The sequence below is a fragment of the Cobetia sp. MC34 genome (assembly GCF_018340035.1).
GTDB classification, from domain to species: domain Bacteria; phylum Pseudomonadota; class Gammaproteobacteria; order Pseudomonadales; family Halomonadaceae; genus Cobetia; species Cobetia amphilecti.
Genome location: NZ_JADPPY010000025.1, coordinates 40,983 through 53,210, shown reverse-complemented (window position 1 = coordinate 53,210; position 12,228 = coordinate 40,983). Strand labels below are relative to the sequence as shown.

Sequence of the window (12,228 nt, the reverse complement as noted above, 5' to 3'; positions counted from 1 at the left end):
GCCCGGGATTGTCAATCGATGATCTTCGAAGCGGACTTCAAAAACCTCAAGCAAAACAACCACCTGCAAACCTCTTTCACCGCTGGTAACGCCATGCGTCCCCGGCAGCGGATGCGTACTTTACGCAGGAATCGGCTTGATGGCAAGGGCTTTTTGGCCAGATATCCCTGTCAATTCAAACAAGCTCATGCAGGCACTGCGTGCTCCAGCATCAACTGCAGTGACTCTCTCCCCCGCCAGCGATTGCGCGACAACTTGTAAGCACACTTCAGAGAGGCCCCCACGCCAAATGCCGGTGATTCCCCCGGTGACAGCGCACGGAACCAGATCGCCTTGAGGCGCGTACGCCCGAGCGAGAGTTCCAATGACAGGTGCGTGCCATCGGCGCCTACCGGCCTGAGGCTCTCGACCAGGAAGCTGCCCTCGAAGAGAGGCGCCTCGAACTCACGCCCGAAGGGCGCCAGACGCTCTAGCTCATCCAGCGTCTCCAGACTCAACTGCCCTTCCACCAGCTCACCATCGCTGAGAATCAAGGGATTGAGCGCCCTCTCCCCCAACTGCTCCGCGGCTGCCTGTTGCAGGGCACGAGTGAAGGTATCCTTTTCCGTCAGCGGCAAGCCCACGCCGGCGGCGCCGCGATGCCCACCGAAGCGCGGCAGACACTGCGGCGCGAGATCATGGGCACGCTGCAGCGCATCCCGCAGGTGCAATCCTTCAATGGAGCGCCCGGAGCCCGTCAACATGCCGGGCACCGCGGCTGGTGTCAGCACGACGGTCGGTCGCCCGAACTGCTGCACCAGGCGCGAAGCGACAATGCCCTGCACCCCGGGATGACCATCCTCAAGATGGACCACGATCACCTGATGCCCTTCCCGCAAGGAGGTGAGCGCCATGGCACGCGCCGACTCGACCATCTCGGCTTCGATCGCCTTGCGGGACTGGTTGTCCTGATCGAGCACTTCCAGCGCACGCTGCGCCGCGTCATCTTCACGCGCCAACATGAAATGCAGCGCGGCGTACGGGTCATCCAGACGCGAGCGGGCATTGATACGCGGCCCCATCTGGAAAGCCAGCGTCTCGGCATTGAAGGGCACGCTATCTGCCCCGAGCCGTTCTGCCATCGCGCGCCAGCAGGGTTCCTGCATGCGGTTGATCAGCGCGAGGCCCAGATTGACCACCGCGCGATTGATCGCACTCCCCCCCAGTGACACACAGTCCGCCACCGTCCCCAGCGCCACATACGACAGCCACGGCGACAGCTTGGGGGCATCGCTCGGCAACCTGCCCTGTTCGATCAAGACGTTACGGGTCAATGACATGGTCAGCCAGGCGACCATGCAGCCGGCAATGGTCGCATCGGGATAGGCGCAGTCATCTCGTGTCGGATTGACCGTCGCGTAGGCGGAAGCCGGCGGCCCTTCCTGAGGCAACGCATGGTGATCCGTCACCACCACCTCTATCCCCGCCTCCTTGAGCAACGCCAGACGCGCCTCATCACTGGAGCCGCAGTCCGCGGTCACGATCAGAGACGGACGCGGCGACAGCGTCATGATGCGCTCGACCAGCGGCAGACTGATGCCATAGCCATCATGGATGCGATGGCCGATCAGACTGTGCACGCGGTCGTAGGGCACATCGAACAGCTCGGTCAGCGTGCGCAGCATCACCACATGCGAGGTGATGCCATCCACGTCATAGTCGGTGAGGATGCCGATATGCTCCCCCTCGGCGACGGCGCGCGCGATGCGCTCTGCCGCGCGCCGGCCATCGGCCAGCCGCTCGGGATGCTCGATATGCCGCAGCGCCGGCGTGACCAGCGCCTCCAGGGGTGCCTTGCAGCTCTCCAGCGTCAGGCGCCCTGCCAGCACACGTGCCTGCAATTCGCTGAGCCCGGTCGCAATGCCCTGTTGATAGAGTCGCTCGTCACGCACGCGCGGCTGAATGACCCGCGCAATGCTGGCCGCAAGCGTGCGCTCGTCCGGATGACTCATGGAGTCTTGCGAGAATGGGGGCGACACGGGGGAAGTGACAGACATGAAGAGCTCCTGACAAACGACATGGCCGTCATCTCGGCAGCGGACTGCAGACATGACGGCCATGAAAAGATGACTGCCGATCACCCCGAACGGGCCAACCGGCAGTTGTTGCAATCACCCGCGGCGATTCTCGCGCACGAAGTCCTGCACTGCCGCCAACTCCGCCGGCAGTACGCTGTAACGCTCCTCGCGCTCCAGCAAGTCATGCAGATGCGGCGGCAGATCGACGCCAGCAAAGCCGGCACGCGCCACGGCCTCGGCAAACTTGGCCGGATGCGCCGTCGCCAGCGTGATCATCGGCGTCGCGCTATCGGTACGGCAGACCTCAGCCGCACGATAGCCGGTTGCCGTATGCGGATCGAGAATCTCGCCGGTGCGATGGTGCGCCTCACGGATGACCTCGAGGATCGTCTCGTCATCGACACTGTGACTGGAGAACAACTCACGCAGCTTCGCCAGCGGGGCATCCGCCAGTGCTGCCGGTTCCCGCGAGAAGTGCTCGAGCAGCTCACGGATCGCCTGACCATCGCGGCCATAGGCTTCGAACAGCAGACGTTCGAAGTTGGAGGACACCACGATATCCATCGACGGTGCCAGCGTCGCCTTCAGCTCCTGACGTGAGAAGTCATTGGAGGAGATGGTGCGATGCAGGATGTCGTTGGCGTTGGTGGCGATCACCAGCTGGCGTACCGGCAGCCCCATGCGCGAGGCCAGATAGCCGGCAAAGATGTTGCCGAAGTTGGCCGACGGCACCGTGAAGCTGACCTGACGCGCCGGAGCGCCCAGCGCCACACCGGCGGCCACGTAGTAGACGGTCTGGGCCATGATGCGCGCCCAGTTGATCGAGTTGACCGCGACCAGACGCGTGCCGTTCAGGAAGTCCTGATCGGCGAAGCTGGCCTTCACCATCGCCTGGGCATCATCGAAATTGCCTTCGATGGCGATGTTGAAGACGTTGGGCGCCAGCACGGAGGTCATCTGGCGACGCTGTACTTCGGAGACACGGTTGTGCGGATGCAGAATGAAGATATCCACATGATCGCAGGCACGGCAGCCTTCGATGGCGGCGGAGCCGGTATCACCGGAGGTCGCACCCATGATCACCGCACGCTCGCCGCGCTTGGCAAGGAAGTGATCCAGCAGGCGACCCAGCAGCTGCAGCGCGACATCCTTGAAGGCCAGTGTCGGGCCGTGGAACAGCTCCAGCAGGTAATGGTTGCTGTCGAGCTGATTGAGCGGCACGACGGCATCGTGACTGAAGGTCGCGTAGGTCTCGCGCACGATGTCACGGAAGGTCTCGTCATCGATGGCGCCATCGACGAAGGGCTTCATGACACGGAAGGCGATTTCCGCGTAGGACTCACCGGCCATCGCCGTCAGCTCTTCGGCGCTGAACTGCGGCAGGGTTTCCGGCACGTACAGGCCGCCATCACTGGCAAGCCCCGTGAGAACCACATCTTCAAAACCGAGCGCCGGCGCCTGGCCGCGCGTGGAGATATAACGCATGTCGTGTCTTCCCGTGGCTCTTGCCACCGTTATGATTCTTGCTCTTCCGGCCTGCGCCGGCTGCCCAGCGGGGCGGTGCCATCACCGTCGATAGCCCCACCCCGTTTGCCCGCGATCAGGCGTTGTCGTCGAGATCCTCGACACGTATGCGCACCACGGAACCCGCGACATCCACCAGCGCTTCCAGCTGGCGAATCGCTTCGTTCATGTGCAGTTCGCGCGCACGGTGCGTGAGCAGAATGATCGGCACCAGCTCCCCTTCGGTGGCTTCCTTCTGGATGATCGCCTCGATGGAGATGCCCTGCTCGGAGAGGATCGACGCGACACGCGCCAACACGCCCGGGCGGTCCACTGCTTGCAGACGCAGATAGCAGGCCGTCTCGATCTCTTCCATCGGCAGGATCGGCAGGGTGTCGCCGTGCTGATTGATCTCGGCGAAGGCCAGATACGGCACACGGTAGCGGTGGTCGGTGGCGATATCGCGCGCCACGTCGAGCAGGTCCGCGACCACGGCAGAGGCCGTCGGCTCGGCACCGGCGCCGGCGCCGTAGTAAAGGGTCGGACCGACAGCGTCGCCCATCACCTCGATGGCATTCTTGACGCCATGCACATTGGCCAGCAGACGCCCCTTGGGAATCAGCGTCGGATGCACGCGCAGCTCGAGGCCCTTGGCCGTGGCGCGGGTGATGCCCAGATGCTTGATGATGTAGCCCAGGTTATCGGCCTGCTCGATGTCCTCGGCCGTGATGCGCGAGATGCCTTCGGTGTAGGCCTTGTCGAACTGCAGCGGCACGCCGAAGGCAATCGAGGCCAGGATGGTCAGCTTGTGCGCGGCATCGATGCCTTCGACATCGAAGGTCGGATCGGCTTCGGCATAGCCCAGCGCCTGCGCCTCGGCCAGCACGTCCTCGAAGCTGCGACCTTCATCACGCATCGCGCTGAGGATGAAGTTGCCGGTGCCGTTGATGATGCCGGCCAGCCACTGGATGCGGTTGGCACCCAGGCCTTCACGCAGCGACTTGATGACGGGAATGCCACCGGCCACTGCGGCTTCGAAGGCCACCATCACGCCTTTCTCGGCGGCGGCACGGAAGATCTCGTTGCCGTGGACGGCGATCAGCGCCTTGTTGGCGGTCACGACATGCTTGCCGTTGGCGATGGCTTCCATCACCAGCTGATAGGCGACATCGTAGCCACCGATCAGCTCGACCAGCACGTCGACCTCGGGATTGCGCGCGACCTCGAAGATGTCGTGCGTGCGGCTGACGCCGGTGATATCGCAGTCAGGATTGTCGCGTCGTGCGCCGACCTGTTCGACGATGATCGGGCGTCCAGCACGACGCGCAATCTCATCGGCATTGCGAATCAGCACGTTATAAGTGCCGCCGCCTACGGTCCCTAGACCACAGATTCCTACTTTCACCGGTTTCAACGTCGCTTTCCTCTCTTGTTACGGTATCCAGCCTTGAGGGCCGCGCCACTGTCAGCGACGGCCTTGCCGATCTCACGTCGGTCTATTATCCAGACATCCTGCACGTACGTCTGTCGTGACCACGGTAGCAAGGCAGGACGCCCTGTCAACGCGCAGTCTTGTCGCCTGTGGCTCAGTCATCAATGCCCAGCATGCTGGCAAGACGCTCCACCGGCAGGTAGCCAGGCACCATCTGGCCATCCGGCATCACGATGGCCGGGGTGCCCTGCACCCCCATGCGCGTGCCCAGCTGATACTGGCTTTGCACCGGCGCATCGCAGCTGGCCGCCTGCTTGGGCACTTCGCCTTCATTCTTGATCTGGTTCATCGCCTCGGTGGGATTGTCCGCACACCACACCTGCGCCAGTTCGCGCGCGCCCTGCGAGCGCATGCCACCGCGCGGGAAGGCCAGATAACGCACTTCGATGCCACGTGCATTGAGTTCCGGCACTTCCTGGTGCAGCTTGCGGCAATACGGGCAGGTGGTATCGGTGAAGACACTGATCACCGCCTTGACCTCACCCGCCGGGCGGAAGATGACCATATCATCTTCACTGACCTCGGCCAGCAGCTCGAGGCGCTCGCCATTGGCCTTCTGCTCGCTGAGATTGACCAGCCCCTTGTCGCCATCATTGCGGTACATCTCACCCACGATCAGATGCTTGCCGTCGATATCGGTAAAGAAGCTCTCGCCACTGGTCAGGCGCACCTCATAGAGGCCGTCGATGGGGCTTGAGGCCAGTGATTCGACCGGCAGCGGCTGGCCATTGACGACGAGCTTGTCGCGCAGATCATCCAGCGCATCAGCCTGGGCCAATGGCGCCACAAGCGTCAGCACGGCGCCGGCGCTCAGGAGGCGGATCGCACGGGACAGGGCCTGCGGACGACGGAAAGACTTGCTCATCAAACACTCCTTGGCGTCCGCGCGCAGAGGGAAGGACACTCAGCCACGCGGATGATGTTCGGCATGCAGACGCTCCAGACGCGCCTGGGCCACATGGGTATAGATCTGGGTCGTGGAAAGATCACGATGTCCCAGCAACAGCTGCACGACACGCAGGTTGGCACCGTGATTGAGCAGGTGCGTGGCGAAGGCATGGCGCAGCGTATGCGGTGACAGAGGCTTGCTGATGGCCGCAGTCACGGCGTGACGCCGGATGCGATGCCAGAAGGTCTGTCGCGTCATGGCCTTGTCGTGTCGGCCGGGAAACAGTGCCGGACGCGCCTGGTCGGCCATCATCGCAGGTCGGCCAACGGACAGCCAGCGTGACAACCAGTCACAGGCCTCCTCGCCCAGCGGCACCAGCCGCTCACGATCGCCCTTGCCGGTGACACGCACGACGCCCTGGCGCAGATTGAGCGCATCGACACTCAGGTTGACCAGCTCGCTGATGCGCAGGCCCGCTCCATAGAGCACTTCGAGCATGGTGCGGTCGCGCAGCCCGATGGGCGTGTCGAGATCCGGCGCCTCCAGCAGGCGCTCGACCTCCTCCTCATCCAGCGTGCCCGGCAGGCTGGGAATCACGCGCGGCAGGCGCACCTCATGCAGTGGGTCCGCCTCGATCATGCCTTCGGCCAGCGCCCAGCGATAGAAGCGCCGCAATGCCGACAGCAGACGCGCCGTGGAGCGCAGCGCATGTGACTCACGCCGCGAGTCACAGAAGGCCTGCACCTGCTGCGGTGCCACGCTCAGCAACGGCACCGTGTCAGCGCCCGCCTCCGCCTGATCGGCCAACCAGCGCCGCCAGGCCGTGAGATCACTGCGATAGGCGCCGAGCGTATTGTCACTGGCACCCCGCTCTAGCCACAACGTATCGAGAAAGGCCTCGACCAACGCATCGTCGTCCATCATTCCCGCTTCCCCGTCCTGAATGACGCGCCATCCACGCTCGCCGTGGCCGTCATGTACCGCGGCACCTGACCTGCGTGAGCCTCGATTCTACCGTGATGCCCTGACGATGAAATGAACTCTCTGCAAGTCACGCCGGATTTCCCTGGTGCACAAACACGAAGACCCCGCCATGCGATGCATGGCGGGGTCTTCATATGGCGGAGGAGCAAGTGGCAATTCGCTCCCCCGCAGTACTGCCGAGTTCTGCAGTCAGGGAATGCGGAGCGCTTAGCCCAGCTTTTCCTTGATGCGTGCAGACTTGCCGCTACGCTCACGGAGGTAGTACAGCTTGGCCTGACGGACGTCACCACGACGCTTGACGTCGATAGCGGCAACCTGCGGGCTGTAAGTCTGGAAGGTACGCTCGACGCCCACACCGTGGGAGATCTTGCGGACGGTGAAGGCGGAGTTCAGACCGCGGTTACGCTTGCCGATCACCACGCCTTCGAAGGCCTGCAGACGCTCGCGAGTACCTTCGACGACCTTGACCTGGACGACGATGGTGTCGCCCGGTGCAAAGGCCGGGATTTCCTTGGCCATCTGCTCGTTTTCGATCGCCTGGATCAGTTTATTCTTGCTGCTCATCGCTAGCTCCAAATTCGTTAGCATCAATCCTGGGATTGATGTTCGTCATGACCCCGGCACCGCAAACGGCCTTGAACACGGGGATCGACCTTGTGTGTGACGCGCCACGGACCTCCCGCAAGATGACTCCGGGCCGTGCCGCACCTCCGCCACGGTGGCGGCCTTCTCCTGACAGCGAACCTTCGGTTCGCAGCGGTCAGGCCTTGCCTTTCCGGGCGTGCTGCGCGATGAACTCGTCGAGCAGCTTGCGCTCCTCACGAGTCAACGTGCGACTCTCCAGCAAATCCGGACGCCTGAGCCAGGTACGTCCCAGAGACTGCTGCAACCGCCAGCGCTTGATCAGGGCATGATTGCCACTGAGCAGAACATCCGGCACCCGCTTGCCGTCGATGACTTCAGGGCGGGTATAGTGCGGACAATCGAGCAGGCCATCGGTGAAGGAATCCTCCTCCGCGCTGGCTTCATGCCCGAGTACGCCCGGCACCAGGCGTGCCACCGTATCGATCAGGACCATGGCCGGCAGTTCCCCGCCAGACAGGACGTAATCGCCGATCGACCACTCCTCGTCGATCTCCTCTTCCACCACGCGCTCATCAATGCCTTCATAGCGTCCGGCCACCACGATCAGACGCTCTTGCGTCGCCAGTTCGCGGGCACCGGCCTGATCCAGCTTGCGGCCTTGCGGGGAGAGATAGATCACACGAGCGTTTTCACCGCCAGCGGCGCGGGCGTCACGAATGGCGCCACGCAGGGTCTCGACCTTCATCAACATGCCGGGACCACCGCCGTAGGGACGATCATCGACCGTACGGTGCCTGTCGGTGGCGTAGTCGCGAGGATTCCAGACATCGACCTCGAGCAGGCCCTTGTCGACCGCTCGGCCGGTCACGCCACTGGCGGTAATCGCCGTGAACATTTCCGGAAACAGGCTCACTACACCAATCCACACAGGCGTCAGCTCTCTGTGCTTAACATCAGAATTCGGGATCCCAGTCGACGCTCATGCGCCCAGTGGTGAGATCCACATCGCGAACCACCTGATCGGGAAGGTACGGCACGAGCCGTTCCTTCTCATCGATGCTGTCGTCGTTCGGCTTTATCACCAGAACGTCGTTGGCACCGGTTTCCATCAGGGTACTCACTTTCCCGAGGCGCTGGCCATCCAGCGTTACCACCTCGAGACCTTCCAGTTGATGCCAGTAGTACTCACCGACTTCCAGCTGCGGCAGGTGCTGCTTGGGCAAGAGAATCTCCGCCCCGGCCAGCTCCTGTGCTGCTTCGCGACTGTCGATACCTTCGAGCTGTGCCACCAGGCCCTTGCCATGGCGACGTGCCTGAGCGAGGCGGGCGGGAATCTGCTTCCCGTCCAGCTTCAGCATCCAGCCAGCGTAATCGAAGATGCCGTCAATCGGGCTGGTGTAGGAATACACCTTGAGCCAGCCTTTGACGCCATAGGGGCTGGTAAGCTTCCCCATCACCACGACATCATCGTCATGCGATGACGCTGCGGTCGGCTGCGGGTTGTTCGGTTGAGTAGGCATCCTGGAATCAAGCCTGCTGCTTGCCAGCTTCCTTGATCAGCTGAGCGACACGGTCAGAGACCTGTGCGCCCTGCTGCTGCCAGTGAGCGACGCGCTCGAGATCGACGCGCAGACGCTCTTCCTGGCCGCGAGCGACCGGGTTGAAGAAGCCGACGCGCTCGATGAAGCGGCCATCACGGGCTGTGCGGGAATCAGCCACAGCGAGGTGGTAGAAGGGACGCTTCTTGGCGCCACCACGTGCCAGACGAATGGTAACCATTGCGTAATCTGTCCTTCGTGTTGAAGTGAAAATCGTGCCACAGAACTCGTCTTCGCATGGAGGGTCCACACGAAGAGGCGACATTCTACGGAAATTGGCAAGCCTTGGAAACCTTTTTCCAAGGCCATACACACGCTCCGCGACACGGGACGTGCCACGGAGCGCAATTCCTGGTGTCAGCGCCCATGTCTCATCAGCGCTGCATCGGGCATCGGGTCAGCAATCAGCGACGCGGGAAGCGTCCGCCGCCCATGCCGCCCATGCCGCCGGGGCCACCCATACCGCCCATGCCACCCATACCGCCGGGGCCGCCAGGACCACCGCCAGGACCACCGCCACCGCCCATCATGCCGGACATGCCACGCATCATCTTCTGCATGCCACCTTTCTTGCCGGCCTTCTTCATCATCTTGGCCATCTGCTTGTGCTGCTTGAGCAGACGGTTGAGGTCCGGCACCTGGGTACCGGAGCCCATGCAGATGCGGCGCTTGCGCGACCCGTTGATGAGATCCGGGTTGCGGCGCTCCTTGGGCGTCATGGAGTTGATCATCGCCTCCAGCTTGCCCAGCTCCTTCTCGCTGGCCTGGCTCTGGGCGACTTCCGCCAGCTGCCCCATGCCCGGCAGCTTGGACATCAGGCTGCCCATGCCACCCATGTTCTTGAGCTGCTGGAGCTGGTCACGGAAGTCCTCGAGATCGAAGCCTTCGCCTTTCTTGACCTTGCTGGCCAGCTGCTCGGCCTTGCTCTTGTCGACGGTGCGCTCGGCTTCCTCAATCAGCGACAGCATGTCGCCCATGCCGAGGATACGCGAGGCGATCCGGTCCGGGTGGAAGGGTTCGAGGGCGTCGACCTTCTCCCCCATGCCCATGAACTTGATCGGCTTGCCGGTGATGTGACGTACGGACAGGGCCGCACCGCCACGCGCATCACCGTCGGCCTTGGTCAGCACGACACCGGTCAGCGGCAAGGCTTCATGGAAGGCCTTGGCGGTGTTGGCGGCATCCTGACCGGTCATCGCATCGACGACGAACAGCGTCTCGTCGGGGTTGACGCTGCGGTGCAGGGCGGCGATCTCGTCCATCATGTCGGCATCGACATGCAGGCGACCGGCGGTATCGACCAGCACCACGTCGTGGAACTGGATACGCGCGTGCTTCATCGCCGCTTCGGCGATGGCCACCGGCTGCTGGGAGGAGTCAGAGGGGAAGAAATCGACCCCGACTTCCTTGGCCAGCGTTTCCAGCTGGTCGATGGCGGCCGGACGATAGACGTCCGCCGAGACCACCAGCACCTTCTTCTTCTCGCGCTCGCGCAGGTAGCGTGCCAGCTTGGCGACGGTGGTCGTCTTGCCCGCACCCTGCAGGCCTGCCATCAGGATGACGGCCGGACTGCCCTTGAGCGTCAGACCTTCATTGGCCTCGCCCATGATCGCTTCCAGCTCCTGCTGGACGATCTTGACGAACTGCTGGCCCGGCGACAGGCTCTTGGACACTTCCTGACCGACGGCACGTTCGCGCACTCGCTCGATGAAGGCCTTGACCACCGGCAGCGCGACATCGGCTTCAAGCAACGCCTTGCGCACTTCGCGCAGGGTGTCCTTGATGTTGTCTTCCGTCAGCTTGGCCTGGCCGGTAATCGACTTCAGCGTATGCGACAGGCGATCACTCAAACTTTGAAACATGGGCCTCTCCGGCTAGGGACGTCTGGGGTCCGCGCTGCGGGGACGAGGGCGTAAGCCACCTCGTGACCGGCGCACGGCATGACGCCCCAGCGCGTGAATGGTTATCCTGTCGCGCATTATACGCACAGGGCGGCCGTGTCTCCATGCATGCAAGACTTGCAAGTCGCCATCCTGGCGATGACATGCATGAAGGAAGCAGCGCCGACAATCGTCATGCAATGCGGAGTCTGTCGCCGCGCAGGCCTCATCGCCCGCGAGAGCACGCGACAGGACACCGCGAGTGGATGCAATCCCGGCGGCGCATTCGGTATAGTCTCTGCAGATAGACAGTGCCTCAAGCGAGGCCTGATCTCCCGCTACCCTCCGGCACCTGGACAACAGCACATGCAGGCTCTGCCTTTTGCCTTTCTGGCCATCATCTTCTATCTCGGCGCCGGCCTCTGGCAGGGCCTTACCCTGACACGCCGCGTGCCGGCACGCACGCGTCTGGTGCGCAGTCTGGCGCTGATCGCCGTCGCCTGCCATGCCGTCATCGTCTGGGTCACGCTCAACCACGGTGGCGCGCTGCACCTCGGACTGTTCGAGAGCGCGTCGCTTGTCAGCTGGGCCATCTGCCTGCTGCTGGTCATCGCCAGTCTGTTCAAGCCGGTGATCGCTGGGGGCGCGGCGCTGTTCCCGGTCGCCGCCGCCTGCGTGCTCGGCGTGATGAACCTGCCGAGCGCCACCACCGAGAACCCGCTCTCCCCCGGTCTGGTCGCCCACATCTTCACCTCGGTGGCGGCATTGGCCTTCTTCAGCATCGCGGCCATGCAGGCTGGACTGCTGTCGCTGCAACAGCACGCGCTCAAGAAGCGCCATACCCGCGGCATCGTCCAGGTGCTGCCGGCACTGACCAGCATGGAGCGTGCGCTGTTCGAGCTGATCTGGGCCGGCATGATCCTGCTCAGCGTGTCGATCATCAGCGGCACCATCTATCTGGACAACATGTTCGCCCAGCATCTGGCTCACAAGACGGTGCTCAGCCTCGGTGCCTGGATCATCTTCGCCGTGTTGCTGTTCGGGCATCACGTGCTGGGCTGGCGCGGCCAGCGTGCCGCCCGCTGGACACTGGGCGGCTGCCTGGTACTGGCGCTGGCCTTCTTCGGCACCAAGTTCGTGCTGCAAGTGGTATTTTCCCACTAAGCCCTGCCACCCCGACAGAGATCGCTCGCTGCGCCTGATGCATTGCAGCGAGCGTGTCAGTATCATGCGCCTAAAT

11 protein-coding genes are annotated in these 12,228 nt (G+C 63.2%); 1 reads left to right on the top strand and 10 read right to left on the bottom strand.

What is annotated here, in order from left to right; genetic code table 11:
* Positions 1 to 185: 185 nt before the first annotated feature.
* The 10 genes from IZU87_RS12920 to ffh form a co-directional block, all read right to left on the bottom strand.
* Positions 186 to 1,991: a single-stranded-DNA-specific exonuclease RecJ gene (locus IZU87_RS12920; RefSeq protein ID WP_213114779.1), complete on the bottom strand. Its 1,806-nt coding sequence runs from the start codon at positions 1,989 to 1,991 to the stop codon at positions 186 to 188.
* Between the two features lie 159 nt (positions 1,992 to 2,150).
* Positions 2,151 to 3,542 carry a threonine synthase gene (thrC, locus tag IZU87_RS12915; protein ID WP_043336430.1) on the bottom strand — a complete coding sequence of 464 codons (1,392 nt, stop codon included), beginning with the start codon at positions 3,540 to 3,542 and terminating at the stop codon, positions 2,151 to 2,153.
* Positions 3,543 to 3,657: 115 nt separating this feature from the next.
* Complete coding sequence (locus IZU87_RS12910; RefSeq protein WP_107335882.1) at positions 3,658 to 4,974, bottom strand: homoserine dehydrogenase; 1,317 nt, start codon at positions 4,972 to 4,974, stop codon at positions 3,658 to 3,660.
* Positions 4,975 to 5,146: 172 nt separating this feature from the next.
* Positions 5,147 to 5,917 (bottom strand): DsbC family protein, encoded by a 771-nt coding sequence (locus IZU87_RS12905; protein ID WP_213114777.1) that lies wholly within the window; start codon positions 5,915 to 5,917, stop codon positions 5,147 to 5,149.
* A 39-nt stretch (positions 5,918 to 5,956) separates the two neighbouring features.
* A complete protein-coding gene (gene xerD / locus IZU87_RS12900) occupies positions 5,957 to 6,862 on the bottom strand; it encodes a site-specific tyrosine recombinase XerD (protein WP_213114778.1) in 906 nt (301 codons plus the stop codon).
* A gap of 270 nt (positions 6,863 to 7,132) precedes the next feature.
* Positions 7,133 to 7,489, bottom strand: coding sequence for a 50S ribosomal protein L19 (gene rplS, locus IZU87_RS12895; protein WP_043336437.1), 357 nt, complete (start codon positions 7,487 to 7,489; stop codon positions 7,133 to 7,135).
* A gap of 196 nt (positions 7,490 to 7,685) precedes the next feature.
* Positions 7,686 to 8,438, bottom strand: coding sequence for a tRNA (guanosine(37)-N1)-methyltransferase TrmD (gene trmD, locus IZU87_RS12890; protein WP_213114776.1), 753 nt, complete (start codon positions 8,436 to 8,438; stop codon positions 7,686 to 7,688).
* A gap of 25 nt (positions 8,439 to 8,463) precedes the next feature.
* Entirely contained in the window at positions 8,464 to 9,030 is a 567-nt protein-coding gene (gene rimM / locus IZU87_RS12885; protein WP_082388946.1) for a ribosome maturation factor RimM, read from the bottom strand.
* Positions 9,031 to 9,037: 7 nt separating this feature from the next.
* On the bottom strand, positions 9,038 to 9,289 hold the full coding sequence (rpsP, locus tag IZU87_RS12880) for a 30S ribosomal protein S16 (protein WP_043336448.1): 252 nt from the start codon (positions 9,287 to 9,289) through the stop codon (positions 9,038 to 9,040).
* A 223-nt stretch (positions 9,290 to 9,512) separates the two neighbouring features.
* Positions 9,513 to 10,970, bottom strand: a complete 1,458-nt coding sequence (gene ffh / locus IZU87_RS12875) for a signal recognition particle protein (protein ID WP_213114775.1) — start codon at positions 10,968 to 10,970, stop codon at positions 9,513 to 9,515.
* A 384-nt stretch (positions 10,971 to 11,354) separates the two neighbouring features.
* On the opposite strand from ffh, the gene IZU87_RS12870 reads away from it, so the two are divergent.
* The gene (locus IZU87_RS12870; protein WP_043336454.1) at positions 11,355 to 12,152 is read left to right on the top strand and encodes a cytochrome C assembly family protein; all 798 of its coding nucleotides are present in this window, start codon (positions 11,355 to 11,357) and stop codon (positions 12,150 to 12,152) included.
* The last annotated feature ends 76 nt before the right edge of the window (positions 12,153 to 12,228 follow it).

Excerpts from the sequence above, each read along its gene's own strand:
- xerD (WP_213114778.1), bottom strand. The coding sequence starts at position 6,862 with ATGGACGACGATGCGTTGGTCGAGGCCTTTCTCGATACGTTGTGGCTA.
- IZU87_RS12905 (WP_213114777.1), bottom strand. The coding sequence starts at position 5,917 with ATGAGCAAGTCTTTCCGTCGTCCGCAGGCCCTGTCCCGTGCGATCCGC.
- rpsP (WP_043336448.1), bottom strand. The coding sequence starts at position 9,289 with ATGGTTACCATTCGTCTGGCACGTGGTGGCGCCAAGAAGCGTCCCTTC.
- rimM (WP_082388946.1), bottom strand. The coding sequence starts at position 9,030 with ATGCCTACTCAACCGAACAACCCGCAGCCGACCGCAGCGTCATCGCAT.
- IZU87_RS12920 (WP_213114779.1), bottom strand. The coding sequence starts at position 1,991 with ATGAGTCATCCGGACGAGCGCACGCTTGCGGCCAGCATTGCGCGGGTC.
- ffh (WP_213114775.1), bottom strand. The coding sequence starts at position 10,970 with ATGTTTCAAAGTTTGAGTGATCGCCTGTCGCATACGCTGAAGTCGATT.
- thrC (WP_043336430.1), bottom strand. The coding sequence starts at position 3,542 with ATGCGTTATATCTCCACGCGCGGCCAGGCGCCGGCGCTCGGTTTTGAA.
- rplS (WP_043336437.1), bottom strand. The coding sequence starts at position 7,489 with ATGAGCAGCAAGAATAAACTGATCCAGGCGATCGAAAACGAGCAGATG.
- IZU87_RS12870 (WP_043336454.1), top strand. The coding sequence starts at position 11,355 with ATGCAGGCTCTGCCTTTTGCCTTTCTGGCCATCATCTTCTATCTCGGC.